The sequence below is a fragment of the Methanomicrobium mobile BP genome (genome assembly GCF_000711215.1).
In the GTDB taxonomy this organism is placed as follows: Archaea; Halobacteriota; Methanomicrobia; order Methanomicrobiales; family Methanomicrobiaceae; genus Methanomicrobium; species Methanomicrobium mobile.
Genome location: NZ_JOMF01000009.1, coordinates 51,324 through 77,540 on the forward strand (window position 1 = coordinate 51,324; position 26,217 = coordinate 77,540).

22 protein-coding genes and 2 tRNA genes are annotated in these 26,217 nt (G+C 49.7%); 12 read left to right on the top strand and 12 right to left on the bottom strand.

Annotated elements, in window-relative coordinates:
• Positions 1-262 precede the first annotated feature (262 nt).
• Positions 263-1,609 carry an exodeoxyribonuclease VII large subunit gene (xseA, locus tag T502_RS07620; protein ID WP_084173154.1) on the top strand — a complete coding sequence of 449 codons (1,347 nt, stop codon included), beginning with the start codon at positions 263-265 and terminating at the stop codon, positions 1,607-1,609.
• Positions 1,606-1,785, top strand: a complete 180-nt coding sequence (xseB, locus tag T502_RS07625) for an exodeoxyribonuclease VII small subunit (protein ID WP_042706608.1) — start codon at positions 1,606-1,608, stop codon at positions 1,783-1,785. Before xseA ends, xseB begins: the two co-directional genes overlap by 4 nt.
• Here the strand turns inward: xseB and T502_RS08825 are convergent.
• Entirely contained in the window at positions 1,721-2,203 is a 483-nt protein-coding gene (locus tag T502_RS08825) for a DUF371 domain-containing protein (protein WP_084173156.1), read from the bottom strand. The genes xseB and T502_RS08825 overlap by 65 nt on opposite strands.
• Positions 2,204-2,682: 479 nt before the next feature.
• Here T502_RS08825 and T502_RS07630 point away from each other — a divergent pair, with 479 nt between their 5' ends.
• Positions 2,683-3,912 (top strand): hypothetical protein, encoded by a 1,230-nt coding sequence (locus T502_RS07630; RefSeq protein ID WP_042706609.1) that lies wholly within the window; start codon positions 2,683-2,685, stop codon positions 3,910-3,912.
• Between the two features lie 8 nt (positions 3,913-3,920).
• On the opposite strand, the gene T502_RS07635 is transcribed toward T502_RS07630, so the two are convergent.
• A complete protein-coding gene (locus T502_RS07635) occupies positions 3,921-4,454 on the bottom strand; it encodes a hypothetical protein (protein ID WP_169736991.1) in 534 nt (177 codons plus the stop codon).
• Between the two features lie 508 nt (positions 4,455-4,962).
• On the opposite strand from T502_RS07635, the gene T502_RS07645 reads away from it, so the two are divergent.
• The gene (locus tag T502_RS07645) at positions 4,963-5,553 is read left to right on the top strand and encodes an HVO_0476 family zinc finger protein (protein WP_042706612.1); all 591 of its coding nucleotides are present in this window, start codon (positions 4,963-4,965) and stop codon (positions 5,551-5,553) included.
• Positions 5,554-5,725: 172 nt separating this feature from the next.
• On the opposite strand, the gene T502_RS07650 is transcribed toward T502_RS07645, so the two are convergent.
• From T502_RS07650 to T502_RS07660, 3 genes are all read right to left on the bottom strand, one after another.
• A complete protein-coding gene (locus T502_RS07650) occupies positions 5,726-6,970 on the bottom strand; it encodes a Coenzyme F420 hydrogenase/dehydrogenase, beta subunit C-terminal domain (protein ID WP_042706613.1) in 1,245 nt (414 codons plus the stop codon).
• A gap of 2 nt (positions 6,971-6,972) precedes the next feature.
• Complete coding sequence (gene fdhF, locus T502_RS07655; RefSeq protein ID WP_042706614.1) at positions 6,973-9,042, bottom strand: formate dehydrogenase subunit alpha; 2,070 nt, start codon at positions 9,040-9,042, stop codon at positions 6,973-6,975.
• A gap of 719 nt (positions 9,043-9,761) precedes the next feature.
• Positions 9,762-9,833, bottom strand: a tRNA-Ala gene (locus T502_RS07660).
• Positions 9,834-10,090: 257 nt separating this feature from the next.
• Between T502_RS07660 and T502_RS08675 the strand changes: the two genes are divergently transcribed.
• Entirely contained in the window at positions 10,091-10,645 is a 555-nt protein-coding gene (locus T502_RS08675; RefSeq protein WP_052359254.1) for a diacylglycerol/polyprenol kinase family protein, read from the top strand.
• Between the two features lie 256 nt (positions 10,646-10,901).
• Positions 10,902-11,396 carry a pentapeptide repeat-containing protein gene (locus T502_RS07670; RefSeq protein WP_042706615.1) on the top strand — a complete coding sequence of 165 codons (495 nt, stop codon included), beginning with the start codon at positions 10,902-10,904 and terminating at the stop codon, positions 11,394-11,396.
• Positions 11,397-11,563: 167 nt separating this feature from the next.
• On the opposite strand, the gene T502_RS07675 is transcribed toward T502_RS07670, so the two are convergent.
• Positions 11,564-12,679: a nicotinate phosphoribosyltransferase gene (locus tag T502_RS07675; protein WP_042706616.1), complete on the bottom strand. Its 1,116-nt coding sequence runs from the start codon at positions 12,677-12,679 to the stop codon at positions 11,564-11,566.
• Between the two features lie 288 nt (positions 12,680-12,967).
• On the opposite strand from T502_RS07675, the gene T502_RS07680 reads away from it, so the two are divergent.
• Together T502_RS07680 and T502_RS07685 are read left to right on the top strand one after the other, a co-directional pair.
• On the top strand, positions 12,968-13,639 hold the full coding sequence (locus T502_RS07680) for an MTAP family purine nucleoside phosphorylase (RefSeq protein WP_042706617.1): 672 nt from the start codon (positions 12,968-12,970) through the stop codon (positions 13,637-13,639).
• A gap of 122 nt (positions 13,640-13,761) precedes the next feature.
• A complete protein-coding gene (locus T502_RS07685; RefSeq protein WP_042706618.1) occupies positions 13,762-15,105 on the top strand; it encodes an amidohydrolase family protein in 1,344 nt (447 codons plus the stop codon).
• 148 nt (positions 15,106-15,253) lie between these two features.
• On the opposite strand, the gene T502_RS07690 is transcribed toward T502_RS07685, so the two are convergent.
• The 3 genes from T502_RS07690 to T502_RS07700 form a co-directional block, all read right to left on the bottom strand.
• Positions 15,254-15,448, bottom strand: a complete 195-nt coding sequence (locus tag T502_RS07690) for a hypothetical protein (protein ID WP_084173164.1) — start codon at positions 15,446-15,448, stop codon at positions 15,254-15,256.
• 89 nt (positions 15,449-15,537) lie between these two features.
• Positions 15,538-15,981, bottom strand: coding sequence for a hypothetical protein (locus T502_RS07695; protein ID WP_042706620.1), 444 nt, complete (start codon positions 15,979-15,981; stop codon positions 15,538-15,540).
• Positions 15,982-16,233: 252 nt separating this feature from the next.
• Positions 16,234-17,346 carry an OBG GTPase family GTP-binding protein gene (locus T502_RS07700; RefSeq protein WP_042706621.1) on the bottom strand — a complete coding sequence of 371 codons (1,113 nt, stop codon included), beginning with the start codon at positions 17,344-17,346 and terminating at the stop codon, positions 16,234-16,236.
• A 221-nt stretch (positions 17,347-17,567) separates the two neighbouring features.
• On the opposite strand from T502_RS07700, the gene T502_RS07705 reads away from it, so the two are divergent.
• Positions 17,568-17,640 (top strand) — tRNA-Glu (locus T502_RS07705).
• Between the two features lie 526 nt (positions 17,641-18,166).
• Entirely contained in the window at positions 18,167-18,373 is a 207-nt protein-coding gene (locus tag T502_RS07710) for a histone family protein (protein ID WP_042706622.1), read from the top strand.
• Between the two features lie 154 nt (positions 18,374-18,527).
• Here T502_RS07710 and T502_RS07715 read toward each other — a convergent pair whose 3' ends face one another.
• The 3 genes from T502_RS07715 to T502_RS07725 all read right to left on the bottom strand — a co-directional run bounded on the left by T502_RS07715 (position 18,528) and on the right by T502_RS07725 (position 21,532).
• Positions 18,528-19,739, bottom strand: a complete 1,212-nt coding sequence (locus tag T502_RS07715; protein ID WP_042706698.1) for a peptidase U32 family protein — start codon at positions 19,737-19,739, stop codon at positions 18,528-18,530.
• Between the two features lie 200 nt (positions 19,740-19,939).
• Positions 19,940-20,683 (bottom strand): LytS/YhcK type 5TM receptor domain-containing protein, encoded by a 744-nt coding sequence (locus T502_RS07720; protein ID WP_042706623.1) that lies wholly within the window; start codon positions 20,681-20,683, stop codon positions 19,940-19,942.
• A gap of 156 nt (positions 20,684-20,839) precedes the next feature.
• Positions 20,840-21,532, bottom strand: a complete 693-nt coding sequence (locus tag T502_RS07725; RefSeq protein ID WP_084173158.1) for a DNA-deoxyinosine glycosylase — start codon at positions 21,530-21,532, stop codon at positions 20,840-20,842.
• Positions 21,533-21,627: 95 nt separating this feature from the next.
• Between T502_RS07725 and uvrA the strand changes: the two genes are divergently transcribed.
• Both uvrA and uvrC read left to right on the top strand, forming a co-directional pair.
• Positions 21,628-24,546, top strand: a complete 2,919-nt coding sequence (gene uvrA / locus T502_RS07730) for an excinuclease ABC subunit UvrA (RefSeq protein WP_042706624.1) — start codon at positions 21,628-21,630, stop codon at positions 24,544-24,546.
• 24 nt (positions 24,547-24,570) lie between these two features.
• Positions 24,571-26,136 (top strand): excinuclease ABC subunit UvrC, encoded by a 1,566-nt coding sequence (uvrC, locus tag T502_RS07735; protein WP_042706625.1) that lies wholly within the window; start codon positions 24,571-24,573, stop codon positions 26,134-26,136.
• Positions 26,137-26,217 lie beyond the last annotated feature (81 nt).

The following is a 26,217-nucleotide window of genomic DNA, read 5'->3' on the forward strand; positions in this document are numbered from 1 at the left end:
ATTCGGCTCATCAGACACGGACATACGACACAATCTAAACGGTTTTACCAATCCGACGACAATATCACGATTTTTTCAGTTGGTGACAAATTGTCACCGACTCAAATCCCCATATCGTGAGTCCATGAATCACCGCATCCCGAAACTTACGCCGCCAGCCCGCCATCATCATGACCGGACTTTGAGGTCACGGATTGTGACCTCAAACAGGCACCTCAACCATTCCCCAACCTTAATTTTATCCGAGAACAGATACTCTGTAATGGATTGGTTCGGAACCGGCGACGCGGTGGAAAACGGAAAAAAAGAGGCACGATCCAAAACGTCGCGGACGGCAAAAACGAAAACCCCGCTGCAATACGGTGAGCAGTCGAAAGACGAACCCGCATACGACCTCACAGACGACCGCGACAGGATAAAGACCGTATCCGAGATATCCTCGGTAATCAGCCGGCTCCTCGACATCGACGAACTCAAAGACCTCTGGGTCGAAGGCGAAATAACCAACCACCGACCACACCCCTCCGGACACCTCTACTTCTCGCTCGCCGAGATCAAAAAAGGAGAAACCTACGTCATACAAGCCGTAATGTGGAAATCCTACGCACGCGAACTCGGCTTCGAACCGAAAAACGGCGACAGGGTAAGACTCTACGGCTCCGTCGAAGTCTACGAGCCGCACGGCAAATACCAGTTCACAGCCCGCGAGATCGTCCCCTGCGGACAGGGCGACAAACACCTCCTCGTCGCAAAATGGAAGGAACAGCTCTACAGAGAAGGCATCTTCGACGACGACCATAAAAAACCCATCCCCAAATTCCCCGAAAAAGTAGGCGTGGTCACAGCCGCAGGCGGCGCCGCAAGACGCGACATCGAAAACATCATCTCAAGACGCTTCCCCGTCGAAATCATCCTCTCCCCCGCCGCCGTACAGGGCGACAACGCACACACCGAAATAGCCCAAGCAATCCGCAGAATCGACGGCATGGTCGACGTCATCATAGTCGGACGCGGCGGCGGCAGCTTCGAAGACCTCTTCGAATTCAACCACCCCGAAGTCGTCATGGCAGTCTACAACTGCAAAACCCCAATCATCAGCGCCGTCGGACACCAGATAGACACCACCCTCTGCGACTTCGCCGCCGACATCAGCGCACCCACACCCTCCGCCGCCGCCGAACTCGCCGTCCCCGACATCGCCGAACTCCTCAAAGAACTCGCATACCTTAAGAAAAACCTCGTCAACTCGCTCGAAACCCGATTCGAAAGAGAACACGCCGAACTTGAAAACCTGAGACTGCGCCTTCGCCCCAACAGACTCGCAAAAATAATCAACACGCGGCAGGAAACCGCCGCACAACTCGCGCTGAGACTCCGCAACGCCATCACACAGAAACTCAGAAACGAAAGAAACGAACTCAACCTCCTCAAAACCGGACTCGAACTCGGCAACCCCAAACTCCCCATCAAAAAAGGATACTGCATGGTAACCGCCGGCGGACACATAATCCGAACCGTCAAAGACCTGAAAATCGACACGGAAATCAGCATCGAGCTCGCCGACGGCACCGCCGACGCAAAAGTAACAAAAATCACGGAGAAAAAATGACACGCAAATACGAAGACCTGATAAACGAACTGAAAGAGATCATCGAAAAAATCGAGAACGGCGACGCCGACCTCGAAGAAAGCATGGCACTCTACGAAAAAGGCATCGCCATCATGAAGAACTGTGAAAAAATTCTCGAAGAGGCGGAACTGAAAGTGACCGAACTTCAGGATTAAACACCGCCGTCATCGTAACCGTCATAACGCCCCCCTCGCGCAGCAACTCCACAATCCCGCGCGGAATCATCGACGCCGTCGTATCCGAGAAAATACCCACCGTCCTCGGGCAGACAAAACCGCTCCTGCGCCAGACAAGATCCGTCGCATTCGTAAACGTCATCTCCGACGACCCGAAAGAATGAATCGTATGCGTAAGACCGCCGATTGACAAAACCGTCGTCAGCTCCGCACCGTCGTTCGCAAGCACCCTCTTAAACTCCGGCGAGAGATCCGCCGCACCCTTATCGCTGCAGACCGCAATAATACAGTCCCCCGCCTTCGTAAGATGCTCCTCCTTCGTAACCTCAAACGTACTCTTATGCCTCGAAAGCACATTCTCATTCCCGCGGCAGACAAGCCTCTCGCAGGCACTCAAAACACAATCACCGGACACGCTCAGACACACCCGAAGCACCGCACCCGCAGTGCAAACATAGGTAGATAATGTCACTTTATATTACATATATGTACCCCGTCAATTATAACAATCATCACCATCGCGCCGAATGGGATGTTCCCATTAATTTCAAAACAATATCACAAATTTCAGAAAATCAAACTCTATCAAACGACACTCAGATATTATATATCACGTCTGGAAGGTTTTTCCGTAGAATTATGCTGTTAAAGATTAATTTCTTTTTTACGCGATTTGTTTTTTTATATATGAGGAATTATCTCTTGATACACCACAATCAAAGTGTAAAGATTTTTTACCAATATATCACAAATGATGTATGCTAATTCATGGTCGCCGAAACTAACTCAGGATGTACAAATACTGGGGAGCCTCACTCTTATAAAGAAGAGGATATCACCAGATGTTCTGATAAAAATTCCCCGGTTCGTGCGTTCATGAACACAGAATATGCTTCTCTGAGAAGCGAAATTAATCAATACAAATCTGGGCAGATAACGCTATTTACCGCAACGGCATCAGCGACCGGAATCATGCTTGGCTTGTTTGTAAACCTCATGATAAATCAAAAATCAGATCTATTTTTCAGCGCCATTTTGATATTCTTACCACTGATGGTAATACTGCCATCATCTTGGATGTATTTTGAGAAAGCAATCAAGATTAACCGCCTAGAGGCTTATTGCACAGCATATGCTAAAAATATATTATATACCCCGTTAAAAGATTATCACTATTTGGGATACTCCGAATACAAAAAAGAATACCTTAAGACATTTGCTACCCGTGAGAGCATATACATCAAGAACGCTCCCAGTTACATTGATAAGTATCAAAGATTCGTAAAAGCGGAAAAAGCCCTTACACATTGGATCTTTAGAGATGATCTCCGATATTGGACAAATTCGTTTTGGGCATATCTCGGATTGGAAACCATTTGTGTATTGGTGTTCGTTGTATTTGTTTTACAAAATCCGAGCATCATTTTTCAAATGACTCATATGAATAGTTGTATTTATCTGAGTGTCGCTTTATCGATAATATTTACTTTGTTAATAATTTTCTTAAAAATATATGGAGATATTTTTTCTGACAATGATCAATATTTCATGAGATTGATTAGTCTAGAAGTAATTTTAATATTCTTCTGGAGTTTGCAGGACATATTACTTTTAGGTCACATTGGATTGGTCAATTACACTGTGAGCATAGTCTCATTTGCAATATTCTGCTTGTGTCATTATAATGTCGCGACAATGAATTATTTTAGGACACTTACGTCTTCTGAACTCGTATCGAATCATTTTCCATTTGTAAAGTTTGTTTCATCTAAACTTTCATTGAAAGTTATGTCATTTGTATCATTTATAGTGTCTACGATTATCATATACGGATTCGGCGTAGTTTATACTTGTATAAATGAATCACTTGTTCCCAATATATGTGGAGTTGCAATAATTTCGATATCAATTATTATCTTATCGATAATATGGAAAATAGTGACTGTATCATCGATTCTTATGGGTAATTCATCATATCAAAAATCACTAGATCGCTGGGAATATGTTATTGAAAAACTTATGAAATCGGAAAAACAAGACCCAGACTTCTCAGATGATAAGATTGAAATATATCCGTCTGTGGACATGCCGGATAACAAAAAATAAAGGATTTTTTAATTTAACAGTAATTTTTTGCTTTTCAAAAGATCTACTGTAAATTTGTAAACTTCATCAAAGTTAATAACTAAATTACCCTTCTTATTTCTTAGATATTCTTTTACGTCTTCCTCTTTTGTATTATTGGGCTTGTTATGAAGTAAATAATCAACAGAGGATAAGAATTCAATCCATGCTATTGATTTGTCTTTATATGGGGCATCCACAATACACGAATTTATTTTTTCAGGCACAGAACTCAATTCATTGAACCTTTTTATTGCGTTATCCATACCATTGGAGGGCTTCAACGAATACCACGTATAATCCATTTCTCCCGCTCTCAAGCAAGCGTCAAGATCATAGTATGTACTCGTCAGTTCTTTACTATAGGGACCAAAAATGTGCCACCGGTATTGGTAACCCAGATCAATTCCACAACGCTGTATCAAATAGATTTCCTTTTGCAATTTAATCCTGTCAGATTGTGTATCAATCTTTGGACTGCATTTTAATAAATCCAATACTAATTTCAATGTTATTGAACTCATCCTCATGTGTTTCACCCCCCCAACTACTAAATGTATAGTAAATCTACTATTTCTTTCTATAGGATATGATCAGAGTAATATTTATATGTACAACATATACATAAACTTCCTTAACTTCATCATGCTAGCTATAATATTCGGTCATGAACTCGAGAACATGTTCCCCAGTGAAATATACCAGATACTGCATAAGCCTGATCGCTTTCTTGTCGAAATGATATTCTGCCATATGGCTCATCTCGGACCGCTCGCCTTGCCAATGTTTGTCGGCGATACTATGGTGTATGCTTCCGTTCCGAGGGTGATGTTTTCGAGAGGTCATACACTACCTCCTATATGATTTCAGTCTGGTTTGTATATATCTGGTTGCCGTGTGCGGTGCGAAAGTATTAACGCCTCATAAACGTGATATCTGGAGTTTTTGGTGACAGTCCTTATGTATTATAGTTTCAAACGGTGCGATATAGTTAAAATTAATTGATTGTATACTTATTACTAAGGAATGAATATGGAAGAAACCGAATTCTTCTGTCCCACCTGCAACGAGGACACGGAACACGAAATACTAAAAGAATCGCCGGGCAAACTGCTCGTAAAATGCCTTGAATGCGGCAGCATCCACAACATAACCAGAGAACCCGAACCCAGAGAAATCCGCGTAAAGGCAATCATCAGCATAGAAAGAGACTCGATGAAAGGCACAATAGAACTCACCGAAGACGAAAGAATCTCCGTAGGCGACCTCCTCATCGCCGAGACCGAAGACGGTGAGTCCCTGGGCGTCGAAGTCTCCTCAATCGAAATCGACGACAAAAGAGTCGGCAACGCACAGGCATCCGACATCGGCACAATCTGGGCAAGAGTCGTCGACCGCGTCATCCTCAAAGTCTCCTACCACGACGGCAGGGCAACCATACCCCTCTACGTCGAATACGGCGGCGAAGACGACATCGTAATCGGCGAAACCTACAAAAGCGGACAGTACAGATACAAAGTCACCCACATCAAACTCAGAAACGGCGCCATGATGCGCAAAGAAGGCTGGAAAGCCTACGCCAGAAAGATAAAACGCGTCTACGGCACAAAAGCCGTCTACTGACACTTTTTTTTACAAAATCAATTCATCACTTCAAAATAACTTACAAATCGCTTTTACAAAAACGCCCCCGCTTACATCGGAATAACGGAAACCGGAGAAACCAAAAAAGAAAATTGGGGGAGGGATATTGTTTCGGGCGTAATTTTCAGATATAAAAATAAAATTTGGGTATTTATTCTTCGTTGTCAGTGAAGATATTGAATATCTGGTCGCTGCCGGTATCAGCAAGGCGCTTCCTCTCGGCTGCTTCCTCGACAAACGCAAGGACAGGTAACTGCATGTCATATCCGGGGACATATCCGAAGAGATTCTGCATCTCAACCTGAAGCGAATGCATGACCAGTGCATTCGGGATATCCATCGGACATAACTCCTGACACTGACCGCAGTTGACACAGGAGTCCGAAACGTGTGCGAAACGGATTAAGTGGAACATAAAGTCCGGCGGAATAAGACCCGGGCGGACAAGGTGAGGCTTCTTCGTCGAACACTCGTTACAGTAACAGATCGGGCACTGCTCGATACAGTTGTAACACTTAATGCATCTTGACGCTTCGCCCTTGATGAAACCGAGGCGCTTTGCACCGCTTCCGAGTGAAGCAAACTGCTTCTCCTGGTGCTTCTTGCCGAGGTTAATCATGACGTTCTCGATCTTGCTTCTGATTGCAAGACCCTTCGCGTCCGGAGCACAGGTATCGATTGCGCCTGCACTTACAGCGCCGTCAAAGAGCTTTGCACCCTTGGACGAGCAGATCTCGACAAAGGTTGCCTTGCCTGCCTTATCGCCGACAACACCCCAGTTACCGCAGACGATATCCGCCTGACGCGGGATCTTTGTCTCGCAGCGCTGGCAGTTCGGACGGCGTCCGAGACCGGCCTCTTCAAGCTCGTCGATTGAGATACCCTTGTGCTGTCCGTCCTTTGTAATGACAATGAACTGACCCTTGTCAATCTCTTCCTTGACAACGTCGTCGGGGTCGATGCCGTACTTCTCGGCAATCATCTTGCGTGCAACCTGCGGAGAAACGCTTCCACCGCAGTTCAGACCGATCATGAAGATGTTGTCCATGTTGATCTGGTTACGCTTGCCGAGCTCATACATTGCCTTTGCATCGCAGCCCTTTACGGTAACCGCGATCTTCATGTTTCTTGCGCCGTCGAGGTACTTCTTGATAAGCTTCGGGAGAAGCAGGGTACCGCAGTGCAGTGAACCCGCACAGGATGCAAGCTCTGCAGGGTCCGTAATGAACACCGGTAAGGGATCGTAGATATCCACACCCTTGCGGACCGTAAGAACCATATCGACGATCTTGTTCTCAAGAGCATACTTGAGGATGGAGATTACGGCACCGCCGCACTCTCCCTTTATATCGCTGGACTTTGTCCATGCATAAAACGTGTCACCTTTTGCCGACATGCTCAGGCCTCCATTTTCTTAATGTTGACTGCGCAGACCTTAAACTCAGGGGTCCTCGATACGGGGTCGTATGCCGTGTTCGTAACTAAGTTTGCACGTGCCTCAATGAAGTGGAACGGCATGAACAGAACTCCTTCCTTGATGTTGGGAGTAATGCGCACGTTAACGTTAACCTCTCCGCGGCGGCTGTAAAGCGTAACCTTCTCTTCATCGACCAGGCCGTATTTTGCGGCATCCGCCGGTGAAATCTCAAGCCATGCCGTCGGACAGTCCTTGTCGAGCTGCTTGCATCTGCGTGTCATCGAGCCGCTCGGCCAGTGCCAGATAGTTGCACCGGTCGTAAGCCACAGCGGGTACTCGCTGTCGACAACTTCCGCGGGAGCACGGTGCTCGATTGCAGCGAGCTGTGCCTTGCCCTCGGGCATTCCGGCGAACTCCTTGACGTGAAGGATTGCCGTTCCCTTGCTCTCCTCGGTCGGGCACGGCCACTGGATACCGTCACCCTCGAGTTTTGCATAGGTGATACCCGCATACTGAGGTGTAATCTTACGCATCTCGTCGAATACATCCTCGCTGGTCTGCCAGGTGAAGTATTTGCCGTAGCCCATCTTCTCGGCGATCATCTTGATGATCTCCCAGTCAAGCTTGGACTCTCCGGGTGCGTCTGCCGCCTTTCTGAATCTCTGAACACGGCGTTCCGCGTTAGTCTGTGTTCCGTCTTCCTCTGCGAAGCAGGAGCCGGGTAATACGACATCTGCGTATTTACTGGTCTCGGTCTGGAAGATATCCTGAACCACTAAGAACTCACAGTTCTCCATCGACTTCTCGACAGCCTTTGAGTTCGGGTCGGAGATGACCGGGTTCTCACCGAGTAGGTAGAGACACTTTAACTTGTCGGGGTGCTCTTCGAGAGTCTCGAGCATCTCGGGGATGTGAAGTCCGAGCTTTCCGTTCGGAACCTCGTCAACGCCCCAGTACTCCGCAACCTTCTTTGCCGCAGCGGGGTCGGTGACCTTGAGGTAACCGGCGTAAACGTTCGGAAGTGCGCCCATGTCGCAGGAACCCTGAACATTGTTCTGACCGCGAAGTGCGTTGACTCCGCAACCGGGCTTACCGATGTTTCCTAAAATAGTCTGGATGAATGCGATTGATCTTACGTTGTCGACACCGACCGTGTGCTGGGTGATACCGAGACAGTGAACGAATGCGGTCTTGTGCTGGCACTCGTGGAGCCAGTTGATTGCCTGCATGATGCTCTCTGCCGGGACGCCGCAGACCTTTGCGGTGTTCTCGACGCTGTACTTGTCCTGTGTGACGCACTTCTTGAGGTCTTCGTAGCCCTTTGTTCTGTTCTCCACGAATTCCTTGTCGATCCAGTCGTGCTCGATGATGTATTTCATCATACAGTTGAGTAACTGGATATCGGTTCCGGGGAAGTGCTGAATGTGAAGGTCGGCGTGTCTTGCCGTCGGGGTATTACGCGGGTCGCAGACGATAATCTTTGCGCCTCTCCTCTTACCCTCCATGATTCTGCGTGCGACAATCGGGTGTGCCTCAAAGTTGTTTGAACCGATGATGAAGACAAGGTCCGCGATTGCAAGATCATTGAATGAGTTCGTTGACGCACCTGATCCGAAGACGGCTGCAAGTCCCGCTACGGTCGGGGCGTGGCAAAGACGTGCACAGTGATCAATGTTCGGAGTGTGGAGAACTACACGTGCAAACTTCTGCATTGCGTAGTTGTCTTCGTTACAGCAACGTGCCGATGAGATAACCGCCATCTCATCAGGCTTGTATTTCTTGAAGTTCTCTGCAATAACCGTGAGAGCCTCGTCCCAGGTTGCAGGGCGCTGTTTTCCTGTTGCTTTGTCCTTTACAAGAGGTGTCGTAAGACGGTCCGGGGAAGTAATGAACTCAAATCCGAAAACTCCCTTCGGACACATCTTACCCTGGTTAACCGGTGAGCGCTGAGACGGCTGTGTGTCAATGATTTTGCCGTCTTTCACTACCAGGTTGAACGAACAACCTCCACCGCAGTACGGGCAGGTAGTAGTAACAAACTTAACATCCATAATTTTTACCTGTTTCAGTAATGGGTTATTTTGATTGAATATAAAATTTGTTATTTAATGTATTTTCTTAACGATTCTTCATTCAAGCCCGCACTAACTGTATTTTACAAAATATATTTGTTAACTTATTGTCATTAAAAAATAAGAACATCTATAGAATTCCAAATATAAAATATTTCCTTTATTTATACAGCCTCTGAAATTCTTTACGGATACGACGTAAAATATACCTTACAACATATGCAACAAAACATATATTATTAACAGATCTGTTGAACTTGCAATGATCTTACACGAGGTATCATTACATTAATTATATATATTGTACTTTTAGATAAAATGAGCAAAACAGATTGATTTTGACAGGCATTTGACAGGCAATTGACAATCAAAAAAGGTTAACAAAGCCGGTAAAGTTAACGTGCCACAGCAAAGGGTCAAAATCGGACGAAAATCCGGCGGAATTCAGACCGAATCAGACCGAAAGATCATGAATCGGTTAAACAATATTCATGTACGATCGGGTCCGCGGATATCGCTTGCGCCCGTGCCTCACGGACGGGGAAGATGATTGGGAGAGGTCGGGACAGGAATGGGAACAGGAATGATCATAATACGAACGCCGTATCATGCCGCATATCGACACCTGCCATACGCAACAGCGCCGAGAATAAAAGCACGCAACAGTATCACAAAACCGAAAAACGCCGAAAAAACGATGGACAAAGCGGGAATTGAACCCGCGGCCTCTACCATGCCAAGGTAGCGATCTCCCACTGATCTACTTGCCCGTAAAAGTGTGCTATTATAATTTGACGCTGTAGGATAAAAGAATTTGTTTTTGTATTGCCAATCGCGGAGATGAAAACCCGCTTTGACGGCGGGTGAATGGCGTCGGGGATGATAGCGGCGGATGAATACCGCAAACCGATCCGCGAACCGATAACCGTTAACTCCCGAGAGAACATATAATGAGAGAACATATAATTAAAAACACGGCGTAAATACACGGCGTAAATACACGGCAAACATAATCGGGACAGTCAAAATGAGAGAAGAATACAGAAAATCCGCACACATCTTCTTCGGCATAATAATAGCCCTCTTCATATACTTTGCCGACCGCATCACCGCAACCGCGGTTCTCGGAACAGTAATTCTACTCTCGCTCTGCATATCCGCGGCAATATACAAAGGAAAATACATCCCCCTCTTCTCCCCCATAGTCGCCGGACTCGAACGTGAAGGCGTCTTCCCCGGAAAAGGAACCATACTCTTCTTCATCGGCACCTTCATCTGTCTCCTCCTCTTCCAGAAGGAATACGTCGTCGCCTCCGTGCTCGTGCTCTCCTTCCTCGACGGCGTCTCGACCATAGTCGGCATAAACTTCGGAAAAACGCGGATTTACAAGCACAAATCGCTGGAAGGCTCACTCAGCGGCATAATCTGCGGATTCCTCGCACTGTACCTCTTCCTTCCGATACCGCCCGTCACAGCCGCCGTCACAGCCGTAATCGCAGGCATAACCGAGCTCATCTCTCCCGTCGACGACAACCTCACCATACCGATAGCCGTCTGCATAGCCCTCACCCTTCTCCCATGACCCCGCGATTCCGCATCCGACTCCAAAATCCGACTCCAATCCCGCGGGCAAAATGACTGTATAATATGAGTTACTTACCTTACTGATAATACAGCGATAATACACAGCCTGCGGAAATACGGACACCGTTACCGCACGTTGCCGGCGGATAAACGGCAACAAAGCCCGTTACCGCGGACTCGCGGGACAAAACACAAGAGAAAATGTATATCTCTTTTCAGATCAGTGAATTATAGAAGAAACATCGGGGAGAAACATGGAAGAAGAAGCGAGAAAAATACTGCAACGGCTGATAATTGTCTCCGTAATCCTTGTAATATCAATAATTTTAAACGTCCTGCTCTATATGGGAAGCATACAGCCCGTCAGCTGCCCGTCCCCGGACACCGCGGCAGTACAGGGCTACACATCGCAGTCCATGTCATATCTTGACTACTCCGGCGTATCGCTCGAAGGCGCCGAACTCGCCAAGATAAACGCATACAAGACGAAATTCGCCGGCGCAGACCTCAGAAGAGCCGACCTCCACGGCGCAAAGATGACCCTTGCCGACCTCACGGGCGCAGACCTCTCGGGAGCCGACCTCGTCGGCGCCAAACTGGACTACGCCATCCTCAGAAACGCCGACCTCACGGGAGCGGACTTAAGCTACGCCGATCTCAAATGCGCAGACCTCACCGGCGCCAACCTCAAGGACGCAATCCTCGAAGGTGCCGACATGAACTACATAATCGGCGAATACAAGAGATAAACGGCGAAAAATTATTTTTTTTTTATTTTTGTTTTTTTGTTCTTTTTGTTTTTTTGTTTGTTTTTTTGTTTTTTTTGTTCGTTTTGTTTTTTTTTTGTTTTTCATTCAGTTTCAATCATTTCGGCGTCTTCGCGAAAGCGCCCTAAAACGACGGAAAACGCGGAAACTCACACGAATTTACCCAGCGTCGAGAGCACTCTGGCGCGTGACTTCTGCATATCGGGAACATTGAGAATCTGACCGCTCTTGATGAAGATACGGGTCATGCACCGCACCTCCTCCGGCGGCTGCGACGAAAGCGGCAGGAGAATATGGCTGCCGTCCCCATACTCATAGACCTCCTTCGCCCCGCTCTTATTCCCGCAACGCGAGACCGGAATGCCGTCGATCTCCACGATATCGAACGAAAAGTCAATCGCAGGCGCATTCGCGAGAGCACCGCCGATGCCGAACGCATCCACGCAGTCATTCAGATTCGAGACATCCTCGGGGCTCATATCGCCGGAAAGGAAGATGCCGACCTCCGTAAAGCCGTTGATATCCAGTTCCCAGCGGAGTTCCTCGATAAGACGGCGGACACTGCCGCTGTTCTCCCGCATCTCCAGCCTCACCGCAGCCGCACCCGCCTTTGCCGCCGCAATCGCGTCATGCTTCACATCCCCGACGGTGCCGCAGACCATCACCCGCGAGACCTCCGCCGGCATATACCTCTCGAACGCATTTCCGGCATTGTTCAGGTTGGAATGGCACATCACGAAGTTATGCGGCATCACATCGATATGCGGAATACCCGCCGGCGCAACTGCGCTGTTAACCCCGTCAAAGCCACCGATCCATGCCGCACGCTCGACAGCGGCGACAATCGCCGGATGAACCCTTCCCGCACACAGGGAATAGACCGGAACCTTCTCCGCACACAGCTTAATGAACGCCGCCGCCGTCGCCGTTCCCGAAGCCTGACTCAGAAAACCGAGCAATGCCGTCTCGAACCTTGCGAAATCAAGATAATTGCCCGTAATCCGCATAACCGGCTCTCCCGAATAGAACATGCTCCCTTCGGGCATTGCATAGACATCGATATCGATACCCTCCAGAAGATTCAGGGCATCGCCGAGCCCGCAGAAAATTCCCCATTCGTTCGGCAGAACCGATGCCGTAATCTCAACCGTAACCCGCGGATTGACATTATCCACGGTCAGCATATCCAGACATCTCTTCAGGCAGATATCGCTGCATTCGCCTGCTTTAATCAGTTCTTCACCTGCAATCTGAAAAATACCCATTAAAGATAAATGAGTTCATCATCACCATAACTGTTTTGTTAGGATTGCGGGGATGCGGCGGGAATGCGGATGCGTCGGGGATGCAGGGAATGCCCGTGGGAATGCGGCTGTGATGCAGCGGAATGACCGTCCAATGCAGTCCAAAACGAAGTCCGCAATGCCGACCCGCATAACCGGCATAACCCGCATAAACAGCATAGCATAACAGCATCATAACCGGCATGGCATAACAGCATCATAAATAATGAATCAGCGACAAAACTAATGGAAACAATACGGGATTTGAATATGCTGGGAATAATAGGAGGAACAGGTCTTTTTCACGCAGAGATACCGCCGCTTGACAAAACAACAATCGCAACGCCTTACGGACCCGCGGAAGTCTGGCTCGGCGACATAGCGATAGTAATGCGGCATCAGTTCTCGACGCCGCCGCACAGAATCAACCACCCCGCACTGCTCTCGGCAATGGCAATCGCCGGCGTCGACAGAATAATAGCCTTCGGCTCCGTAGGCTCGCTCAAAAAAGAATACCCCGTCGGATCAATCGTCCTTCCCGACGACTACTACAGCCCCTCGCAGATACCGACCGTTCACAACAACGCAATCGGGCACGTCGCACCCGCAATCGACCGCGAACTCATCGCAAAGATACATGACGCCGTCCCCGAAACCATAGTCGGCGGCACCTACGTCCAGACCCGCGGACCAAGATTCGAGACGGTCGCGGAGATAAAGAACCTCGTAAACGCGGGCGACATCGTCGGCATGACCGTCGCCGGCGAAGCCGCGATAGCAAACGAACTGGGCATTCCCTTCGCCGCCGTCTGCATGGTCGACAACTACTGCAACGGACTCTGCAAGGATGAAATCTCATACGAAAGCATCCTTAAAACCTCAAAAGACAATGTGGAAAAGACCAACCGCATGATAAGAACCGTCATCGACATCCTCGGATGAAAAACAATACAATAAATACAAAAATAAATACAAAACCATTTTCGAAAACTCTGCCGAAAACTCTGCCGAAAACATTGCCAATACCTGCCAACTTTTTATAAATACAACGCCAAGAAGTATTCATGACAGAAGACGGGGACTATCGTGAATACGATATATTTGGCGATCAGAAACCCTCGCTCATAAAAGGAACTCTGATCGACGGCAGAAAACAGGACATCTACATCGGCGAAACAGGACTCATAGAGGAGATATCTGAAAAATACTCCGGAAAATGCGGCGAACCCGAATTCATAATCGACGCAACGGCAACGGCGGCATCGCCCGCATTCGCCAACACCCACGGACATGCGGCAATGGCCCTCCTCCGCGGATATGCCGACGACATGCACCTGCAGGAATGGCTCTCCGAGAAGATATGGCCGCTGGAAGCGCACCTCACCGGCGACGACGTCTACTGGGGCACAAAACTCGCCTGTATCGAGATGATAAAGTCGGGAACCGTCGCCTTCAACGACATGTACTTCTTCATGGACATGGCGGCAAAAGCCGTAGACGAGATGGGAATAAAAGGCGTCCTCTCCCACGGATTCATCGATTTCGGCAGCGAAGAAAAACGCGAATCCGAGATTAAGGCTACCGAAGCCCTCTGCAAACACATCAGCGGCATGAAAAACCCGCGGATTAAAGCCGCGGTCGGACCCCACGCACCCTACACCGTCTCGAAAGAAGGACTCAAATGGTGCGCCGAATTCTCGAAAGAAAAGAACATAATGCTCCACACCCACCTCTGCGAGACCGAAAAAGAGGTAAAGGACTGCATTGAGGCAAACGGCGTTCGTCCCGCAAAACTCCTCGACGACTGCGGATGCCTCTCGGAAAGAACGGTCGCCGCACACTGCTGCTGGCTCGACGATGCCGACTGCGAGCTCCTCGGCAAACGCGGTGTCTCCGTATCGCACAACCCCTGCTCGAACATGAAACTTGCCGTAAACAGGGCAATGCCGTATCAGAAACTCATAGACAGCGGCGTTAACGTTACCCTCGGCACAGACGGCTGCTCCTCGAACAACAACCTCGACATCCTCGAGGAGATGAAGACCGCGACACTTTTGCAGAAATTCTACTGGAACTCCGACACCGTCCTCCCCGTTCACGAAGCAGTAAAGATGGCGACCTCCGCCGGAATGAAAGCGCTCGGATTCGGCGGCGGCAGCCTCAAGGCCGGAAACCCCGCAGACATTGTCCTCTTCAGGACAAACGTATCCTGCATGACGCCGCTCTACAACACGAACTCGAATATCGTCTACTCCGCAAACTCCAATGCCGTCGACACCGTGTTCTGCAACGGCCGCGTCCTCATGTATGACGGCTTTATCCCCAGCGAAGAAGAGATCTGCATGAAAGCCTCGCAGACCGCGAAAAACCTCATAGGCAGATACCTCGACTCCGCGGGCAAAAACTGAGCAAAACCGAACAGGCGGCACTGCCGGAAAATTCCCACATTTTTTTAACGATAAACGTGAACGGAACTCTCCTTCAATTGAAGGCACGGGATAAAATAAAGACAGATATAAAGACCGAAAAAGAGCATCACAATTGGATTAAAGCCTGTTAAAGCCCGTATTCCTTTTTAAGATCCGAAAGATCATAACGCGGCTGTCTTCGCAATTGCTCCAACTCTTCGCGGATAACGCATTTTTCAACAGGTCTGAGCTCCCTCATGATTGTTTTTGAAATTGACTCGCGACCTATGCGGCGTGAGAGTATTTCCTTATAGACAGCATCTGAGACCTCTAAAGTCCTCATAATAGTATCTTGGCAGTAAAATACCATAATCATTCTGGATGAAAAACCGGATTTAATAAGCGTATTTGGGTAAAATACGTAAAAAAAGATTATTGATTGGTTGTTCTCTTCCTGTATTCGAGAACATCATCATAGATCTTGTAGGAATCGCCGTTATCGTAGTGTGCGACGACAACAATTCTGTCAGTGCCCTGTGTGCCGTCAAGCTTCAACTCCCTGTTGACATCGGGCAGCATCGAATTCGTCAGTATTTCGCCGGTCGAGAGATAAGCCGTCACATCAAGACCCTTACACATGTAAAGTCCGTCGCCGCCGCGTGAGATAACCGTAATCTTGGCATTGAGCGGATCTTTCTCGGCATCGCAGACCATCTTAAGATAACTCGGGACACTGTCCACAGGTGTGGGCGTAAGCGAAAATCCGGGTGCGGTCTGGGAAGGTGCCGCCGTTCCCGACGCCGGTGTCTGTGTCGGTGCATTTCCGCTACCCGTACATCCTGCCGACAAAACGACGGCAGCAATAACAAGAACCATTCCAATGAATAACAATCGTTTCATGGTCAAGATGTAGGCTCTATGTATATATCTTCTTTTGCTTAAGTGTAAAATCGGGTAAAAGGGGAAAACGGTAAAAGGGCAAGAGGGGGAAACAGGGCAAGCGGGTGAAACGGAAAAAGGGGTCAGATTTGGACGGAATAGGGGAAAAGGGGTAAGATAAGGGTGGAATACGGGATAAGGCAAAACGGGATTGAATAAAAGATATCAAAAAACGCGTAAAAACGTAAATTACGCCCTTACCGCAATCGAGAGGATATCGCCGTCGTGAAGCCTGTGATTGAGACCCACACGCTGGGCATCGTGCTTGACCGACTTGCCCCAGACCTTGGCGTATCTGAACTTCTCCACGAAATCGCGGTGCAGCTTGTTGCAGACCGCCTCCACCGTCGCCGGCTCGCGGACGATTAAAGGCACCTCGAGATCCGCCTTGCCGCCGACCGGCTTGAGATAAATCCTGATAAAACCGAGCTGGTCGTAGATCTCGTCCTTCAGCTTCTCTATGTTGTAACCGCTGTGTGCCGAGAGCATTATCGGCGGCTTTCCGAAACGTGCGGTAACGTCCCTGATAATCTCCTGCCTGTGCTCCTCGTCGACAAGATCAATCTTGTTAATCGCAAAGAACGCGGGGATATAGACGCGGCTGCCCATCATCGCGTCCACGAAATCATCCTGCGTCACGGGACCGCGGGTAAGCACATTCGCGTTCATAATCTTGTTCTCGGCAAGAATCGCCCTGACCTCGTCGAGGTCGAGATCCGTGCTGCCGACCGTGTTCAGCCTGATACCGCCGTATCCCGTCTTCTTTATCGTGATATCCGGCTTCTGTTTGTTGATTCTGATGCCGGCATCGTAAAGCTCCTTGATAAGAACATTGATATGCTTCTCGTTGAAGACATCGCCCAGAAGAAGAATGAGGTCCGCGCTCCTGACAACGCCGATGACCTCCTTGCCGCGGCCCTTGCCCATGGCGGCGCCGGCGATAAGACCCGGAATATCGAGAATCTGGATATTGGCGCCCTTGTGCTCCATTGCGCCCGGCACCACCGTAAGCGTCGTGAAAGCATAATTTGCCGTCTCGCTCTCCGCACCCGTGACCTTGTTTAAGAGCGTCGATTTACCGACCGAAGGGAAACCTACCAGAACGACGGTGCCGTCGCCGGACTTCTTGACCGAATAACCCTCGCCTGTTCCCGACGATGCCATGGCACGCGCTACGGCTTCATCCTTGATTCGGGCGAGCTTGGCTTTCAGCCTTCCGATATGCTGGGCTGTCGCCTTATTGTATTTGGTATTTCGAATCTCGTCCTCGATTGCTTTGATCTCTTCTTCAAACGTGGGCATATTGTGCTGTTATTAATGGTGCTTGATTCTACTTATTTATAGTGCAATAATCCCGTGCAATAATCTCATATTTCGGCAACGGCATACCGCATTTCTTAAGGCGGCTTTTCGAACTCCGATGCCTTACCTTTGCCGTGTCAGGCAGAGTCTTTTCAAAGTTCGTTTATCAAGTTTTAAGTACTTGCCGATGCAAAATATAAATGCACATTTTACTGATTTGTGCTGATATAGTGTAGAGGCCAATCATGCAGGACTCTCACTCCTGCGACTCGGGTTCAAATCCCGATATCAGCACTTTTTGGATGAGTTTTCATAAGCACTTCATACGTCTTTCACACATCATTCACACATCATTCACACATCATTCACACATCATTCACACATCTTTCACATATCTTTCACACGTCTTTTATAAGCAATTTTAAGTCCGCACTTTTCGGCACAACTTACGGGTTATTTGCGGTATTCGCCGGCATTAACCGCCCGTATACGTCATCCGTACCTTTATGAGAATTGTTTTCGCAAAATATCCGTAATTATCAATCGTTATAAATACTCATCATACCGGCGCTCATATTCAAAATTAATGAACATCAAGGTGCGGCACGTCGATTCAGTCGTGAATATTCCGCCATTCAAAAACAACAAAGCGCCAATTGTTTCATTTTGGTTTGGCTCAATGTATCAATTCACGGGGTGCGTTAAAGGCTTTGTCCTCGCAATTCGATAAATTTTCGACGATTTTTCAATCTGAAAGCGTATTTCAGACAATAACTATTTATGTGTAAATAACAACCTTGTCTATGAGGTATTTAGTAAAATGTCAAGTGATTTACCTATCGCAGCAGTCGTAAGAATTGCAAAGAAGAGCGGTGCAGAGAGAGTCGGAAACGACGCAGCAGAAGCACTCGTTGCAGCAGCTGAGGCATACGTCGCAAAGATCTCCGCAGAAGCAAACAAACTTGCATCACATGCAGGCAGAAAGACAATAAAGAAAGAAGACATTGACATGGTTGTCAAAGCCTAAATTCTTTTTTTTCTGAAAATAAGTTGCAATAATTACCGAATTTCGTTTAAACCAATTTTACCGATACAGTTATTACAGTGCCGATTGTCGTTATTGCGGCTATTTCAGGCTTGTTTCCGTTTTCGTATTGCTGTTTCCGTTAACGTTACCGCAGTCACTGCTCTTTTTCGCGGATGATAAACAGCTTATCCTTCGGTCTTACCGTGAAAGGAAGCTTAATGCCGCATCTCTCCCCGCGTGAGACAGAGTCCACGGATTCATGCTCCACTTGAATCTCGCCGACATCGGCGTATTCCGCCGGCGTATTCCTGCCGTAGACGAGGATTCTGTCGCCGACCTTAAGAGTCCCCGCACGGATGAGGAACTCGGCAACGCCGATACGGTTGTAAAAATTCACGACCTCGCCGCAGAAGACCTTCATCACGCGTGACTGCGGACCCGGGCTTATCCAGTCGTCGTCGAGTCCGAAATAGAAGCCTTCCGAAAATCCGCGGTTGTAGGCATCGGCAAGCTCCGCCTTGAGACCCTCCAGCATCGCGGGAGTGACGCTGCCGTCGGAGAACGCGTCCATCGCCGTTCTGTAACACGAGACCGTCGCTTTCACGTAATCCGCGGATCTGCTGCGCCCCTCAATCTTGAATGCGCTCACGCCGGCATCGCGGAGCTTATCGAGGTGCTCAATCATGCAGAGATCCTTCGGGCTTAAGACATAGTCCTCGCCGATAACATACGAATTGGCGGCATCCTCGACGTCGGTTATCCGATACAGCCGCCTGCACGGCTGAATGCACCGACCGCGGTTGGCAGACTTTCCAAACGCTGACGTCGACATAAAACACCTCCCGGACTCGCTCACGCACATGGCGCCGTGGACAAAGACCTCGAGCTCGCAGTTGACCCCTTCCGCAACAGCGGCATCGTGAATCTCGCGGATATCCTTAAGAGAGCATTCGCGGGCGAGAACAACCCGCGAAACACCCAGATTCGCGTAGAACTTCAGCGCCGCGATATTCGAGACGCTCGCCTGCGTCGAGAGATGAATCGGAATCCCCAGCTCCTTTGCAATCGAGATTACCGCCGCATCCCAGCAGATAACCGCGTCAACCGCCGCCGACTTCGCGGCTTCGAGAGCCCGACGGACCTTGGGCAGTTCGGAGTTGTAAACGATGGTGTTCAGCGTAAGATAACCCTTCATTCCCCGCGAATGAAGAAAATCCATGACGTTTCCAAGCTCGCTCAGCTCGAAGTTGCCGGCGCTGTCACGCATATTCATGACCTTCGTCCCGAAATAGACCGAATCCGCACCGCACATAGCCGCGGTCTTAAGCGAGGCATGATCCCCCGCGGGTGCAAGAAGCTCGGGCATATCCGACCTTTTTTCATTCGTTTCATGAAAAACGTGACTCATTACAGAATAGTTGTAATTCAACGGAATAATACTTTGTTAAAATGCGCAGAGCGGCAAAATATCAAATTATCAGGATATCAAATTCTCAGGATATCAAAATATCAGGATATCAAAATAGCAAAATATAAAGAAAAAAGATTTGCGGATTTTTAAAGATATTATCCGTTTCTGGTGCTGTCGACGTTCTTATTGTTCTTTGCGGCATTCTTCTTCTCAAGCTCTCTGAGCTGGAAATTGTAAACCGGCTTGTTCCTGCCGACCTTCGGGTGCGAAAGCTTCTGATCTTTCTTACCCAAGTGCTCCCCTCTGAATCTCGCGCCGAAATACTTGTAGGACGCCGAGAAGGTCGCAACTCCGACTACAACAAGCACAATCGAACCTATCGCCGAAGGAGTGAGAATAATTGCAACGCCGTTCGGAGTCAGAATCGATACCAAAGTGAGATGAACGGCACCCAGAATTGCGGCTATCATCACGGAGACGCGGACCGTCATCTTATCCTTGAACATCCTGTACATCAGTGCCGACGCAACACCCGCGGCAAGCGTGGCAATCGCACAGGAGAACATCGTAGCGCCGCCGAAAAACAGCCTGCTGGTTGCGCCCATTACCGCCGCGCCCAGTGCAACGGCGGGACCGAACCAGAGACCGCCGGCAATCGGACCGACATCCCTAAAATTGATGAGTACATTGTCGTTTGAGAAACCGATAAGATTACCCAGGACCGAGAGAGAGCCGAAGATAAGTATACCGAGCGCCGTTCTCTTTTTGCCGGATATATTCTCGTTATCGGGATCCAAAATACCAGTTATTCCGAAGAAACCTCCGAGAACACAGCAGAATAAAATGCACCCTATTACGAAATTGATTATATCTATCCAGAACAGCAAGTTACCGTCCATGGTATCACCTTAATGATTAATCTGTGCAACGGCATTAATAAAGTATCGATATACGCAAAAGTATCGGGATACGCAAAATTACGGGTATGCGGATACCTTTCGCCGTCAGTCAGGATACACGACCTGATGCCCGTCGGGATGCCGGTCGGATAACCGTCAATACCCGTCGTGAGACCCCTCGGTATACCCGTCAAGATACCCCTTAACGGCGCTCCAGCACTCAATCTTTTCGGCAAGACTCACGGCGGCATTCGCGGGACTCGTCGACGGCATGACCAGAACGTCGATATCCGGAAACTCTGCGGAAAAATCCTTAAAGAACCGCGAGAATATCTTCCCCGCACCCGTTCTGCCGTTGAGAAAGATCACACGCACGGACGGATTTTCCTTGACGAATCCCGCAATGTCGTTTCCGACCGCGTCGCGTATCGTGGAATCGCTGCTCCCCTCCCGCAGGCATTCGGATGCGGCGTCCCAGAGGGCAATATGCCTGCGCTTCATCTCCTCAACCCTCCGCGAATACGGCAGGGCGGCATCTATTCCCAGAACCGCGTCCATAATCCTCCAGAACTGATTATGCGGATTGCCGTAATACTCCCGCCTCTCAAGGGACATGACGCTTGGAAAGCTGCCCAGAATCAGGACTCTCGGGGATACCCCGCAGACCGCCGGCAGACCTTCGCCGCGGTAAACACCGCGAACGGAAGAATCGCAACCCGAAGAATCACGAACGGACGCATCGCGACCTGAAGAACGGGAAGTCCTAAAGGAGCTGGACGGACGGGGAGACTCGGAAGTGCGTGCAGAACGGGAACTGCGGGAACTGCGTGAAGAGCGCTCGGGAGACATATCTAATAATTGTCACCGGAGTAAAAAATCACTTTCACACCGCGTGCCCCTATACTCATTAATATTAAGTTACAAATCGATCTCTGTAAAAACATATGGACACAATAAAAATTCGCGGAGCAAGGGAGCACAATTTACGGAATATATCCCTTGATCTGCCCAGAGATAAGCTGATTGTAATAACGGGCGTCTCGGGCTCGGGTAAATCCACACTCGCTTTCGATACAATATATGCCGAGGGACAAAGGCGTTATGTCGAGTCCCTTTCGGCATACGCACGTCAATTTTTGGGTCAGATGAACAAGCCCGACGTCGACTCCATAGACGGTCTCTCGCCGGCAATATCCATAGAACAGAAGACCACCTCCAAAAATCCGAGGAGTACGGTCGGCACGGTAACCGAAATTTACGACTATCTGAGGCTTTTATACGCAAGAATCGGAAAACCGCACTGCCCGACGCACGGCACGCCGATTGAGGCGCAGTCCCCCGAACGCATAGCCGACACAATAATATCCATAGCGGAGAACGGCGGCAATGCGGAATCGGCGGAATCTGCCGGTTCTGCGGGATCGGCAGGTTCGGCAGGTACGGCAGTAACGCCGGATGTCACGGTAACGATACTTTCGCCCATAATCCGTCAGAAAAAAGGAACCTACCAGCAGGTTCTGCGTGATCTCGACAGCCGCGGCTATACGCGTGCGCGTGTCGACGGAAAGATAGTCAGAACCGACGAAGAGGTCACCTTGCAGCGTTACGTAAAGCACGACATCGAGATAGTCATAGACAGGCTCGATCCGCTTGACGAACGCTCGCGTCTCGTTGAAGCCGTCGAAAACGCACTCAAGAACTCGAACGGGCTCGTAACCGTCATCTTCGACTCCGAAGACGCCGGCGGCAACCGCGTCAGCACAGAGAAGATATTCTCATCGCAGCTGTCCTGTCCTATCTGCGGCTTCTCCTACGAGGAACTGCAGCCGAGAATGTTCTCGTTCAACAGCCCGTTCGGCGCCTGCCCCGAATGCAACGGTCTCGGATTCAGGATGGATTTTGACCCCGACCTCATCATCCCCGACAAAAACCTCTCCCTCTCCGAGAACGCGGTCGCCACATACCGCAACTTCCTCGACGGCTACCGCGTCCAGTATCTCGCAACCGTGGCAAAACACCACAACTTCAGCATATTTACGCCGATAAAAGACCTCACCGAAGAACAGTACAATGTCCTCATGTACGGCTCGAACGAGGTAATCCGCTTCAACATGAGCATGAAGGGCGGCGACGTCGAATGGTCGCACAACGGCACATGGGAAGGACTTCTCCCGCAGGCAATGCGCCTATACTCCCAGACGAAGTCCGAATACCGCAAGAAAGAACTTGAAAAGTTCATGCGAATCTCCGAATGCCAGTCCTGCAAAGGAAAACGCCTCAGCCCCAAAGCTCTCGCGGTCACAATCGCGGACAAATCCATCATCGACGTAACCGAGATGTCCGTCTCCGACTGCATAAAGTTCTTCAACGGACTTAAACTGAGCGAGAAGGACGCCGAGATCGCAAGGCTCATACTGAGGGAGATAACTTCGAGACTCAGGTTCCTCGAAGAGGTGGGGCTCGGATATCTGACGCTATCGAGGAGTTCGGGAACGCTCTCGGGCGGCGAAGCGCAGAGAATCAGGCTTGCAACCCAGATCGGCTCCAACCTCATGGGCGTCCTCTATGTCCTCGACGAACCCTCCATCGGTCTTCACCAGCGCGACAACCATAAACTCATCGAGACCCTGCAAAAGCTCAAAAACCTCGGAAACACCCTCATCGTCGTCGAGCACGACGAAGACACCATCCGCGAGGCAGACTTCGTCGTCGACATAGGTCCCGGCGCCGGCGTCCACGGCGGTCGTGTCGCGGCAATCGGAACGCCAAAGGAGATAGAAGGATTCAAGGATTCACTCACGGGAATGTATCTCAGCGGCGCCGAAAAGATAGAACTGCCGGCGGTGCGCAGGAAGAGCGACTCCTTCATTCACCTGAAAGGGTGCAGAAAGAACAACCTCAAATCGATAAACGTCGACGTCCCGATGGGCGTTCTGACCGTAATCACCGGCGTTTCCGGAAGCGGCAAGTCCACGCTCGTCTACGACACCCTCTACAACGGTCTCATGAAGGAGATCAACCGTTCCAAGACCGACACCTACTACGATTCGATATCCTTCGACGATAAACCCGACAAGGTAATCGTCATCGACCAAAGCCCGATAGGCAGAACGCCGCGCTCAAACCCGGCGACCTACACAAAGGTCTTCGACGACATCAGAGCCATATTCGCCGAGACAAAGGAGGCAAAGATCCGCGGGTATAATGCCGGCAGGTTCTCGTTCAATGTCAAAGGCGGACGCTGCGAAGCCTGCAGCGGCGACGGACTCATCAAGATAGAGATGAACTTTCTCCCCGACGTCTATGTCGAGTGCGAGGAATGCAAAGGAAAACGCTACAATGCCGAGACCCTCGAGGTAAAGTTCAAGGGTAAATCGATTGCCGACGTATTGGACATGACAGCCGCCGAAGCCCTCGAACTCTTCGAGAATCACGCGAATGCGAGGGCAAAGCTCGACACTCTCTGCAAGGTAGGTCTCGGATACCTCAAACTCGGTCAGAGCTCGACGACGCTCTCCGGCGGCGAAGCGCAGAGGATTAAGCTCACAAAAGAGCTTTCAAAGCGTGCCACGGGCAAGACCGTCTACATACTGGACGAACCGACGACGGGTCTGCACTTCCACGACGTCAAAAAACTGATAAGCATCCTCGAGGCGCTCGTCGACAAAGGAAACACCGTAATCGTCATAGAACACAATCTGGACGTCATCAAATGCGCCGATTACATCATAGACCTCGGACCCGAGGGCGGCGACAAAGGCGGGGAGATAGTCACGACCGGCACCCCCGAAGAGGTCGCAAAGTGCAAAAAGAGCTATACGGGACAGTTTCTGGTGCCGCTTCTGAAGAAGAAGAGTAAATAAGAAGAGAAATACGGATGAGGACTTATGCCTGACCTGTCACTGATACCCAACGAACCCGGTAGCTACCAGTATAAAGACAGCGACGGCAACATCATCTATGTCGGCAAGGCAAAAGACCTCAAAAAAAGGGTTTCCAGCTACTTCAACCGCACCTTACACGACAAAAAGACGCAGGCGCTCGTAAAATCCATAGCCTCGATAGACTTCATAGTCACGGGCAGCGAGGTCGAGGCGTTAATCCTCGAGAATAACCTCATAAAACGATATCAGCCGCGATATAACATAGATCTCAAGGACAGCAAGAGCTATGCCTATATCCGGATGACCGCCGACGAATACCCGACCGTCACGATAGCGAGGAAAAAGGGAGATTCGGGAGAGTATTTCGGTCCGTTCGTCTCGGCAAAGGAACGCGACTATGTCCTTTCGGTCATAAAAAAGACCTTCAAACTGCGTTCCTGCCGGAAACTGCCCAAACGCCCCTGCCTGCGTGCCCATATCGAGACCTGCAGCGCCCCGTGCACGAACAGGATAACGAAAGAGGAGTATCTGGCGCAGGCAAAGAAGGCATCCGCGGTCCTTAAGGGCAATGCGAAGGAGATTATCCGCGCCCTTGAGGACGAGATGAAGACATTCTCGGCGAATCTGGAGTTCGAGAAGGCCATGCTCTGCCGCGATCAGATAGCGGCACTGAAACATCTTGCCGACCGCCAGCATATCGAGCAGAAAAAAATCACGGACGAGGACGTAATCAACTACGCGGAGCGCGACGGCAGGATATACCTCATGCTCTTCTCGGTCTGGAAGGGCTGCCTCGCCGAGAAACAGGAGTTTGTATTCGATGCCGGCGAGGACGTCTCCGAATCGATTGAAGAGTTCATAATCCAGTATTATTCCGAGAACGAACCCCCGTCCGAGCTTATCCTGCCCGAAGCCGTAAGCGACGCCGTCGGCGAATTCCTCACACGCCGGAAGGAAAAGAAGGTCACGGTCACGGTCCCGCAGAAGGGCGACAAGAAGATACTCCTCGATCTCGTGGCGCACAATGTCGCGACCATATTCTTCGGCGGCGAATCCAAGGTGAAAGAGCTCGGAAAACGCCTGCATCTGCCAGAAGAGCCGCAGGTCATCGAGTGCTTCGATATCTCGCATCTCTCCGGCACGGCAATGGTCGGATCCATGGTGCAGTTCCGCTACGGAAAACCCGACAAGAGCAATTACCGCAGGTTCAGGATAAAGACGGTCGATAAGATAGACGACTTCGCATCCATAGCCGAGGTCGTGAAACGGCGCTACCTGCGGCTCAAAAACGAGGGCGAAGAGTTCCCCGACCTGATTATCATCGACGGCGGCAAGGGACAGCTGTCTTATGCCAAGGCTTCTCTCGACGAGATCGGCGTCAAGATTCCGATAATCTCGGTTGCCAAGCGCGAGGAAGAGATATTCGTCCCCGGATTTTCGTATCCGCTGCCCATGAAGCGCAGCGAGAAAGCCTCGCTCTTCATACAGGAGATACGCGACGAGGCACACAGATTTGCCATCACCTACAACCGCCTGCTCAGAAGCAAAGAGATCTCGGACGACAACTGAGACCACCGAAACCTGCCGCCGAAGAGAAAAATGGTAAAGCGCTAAGAGCCTTGAAGAGAATATAACAGTAATAATAAATGC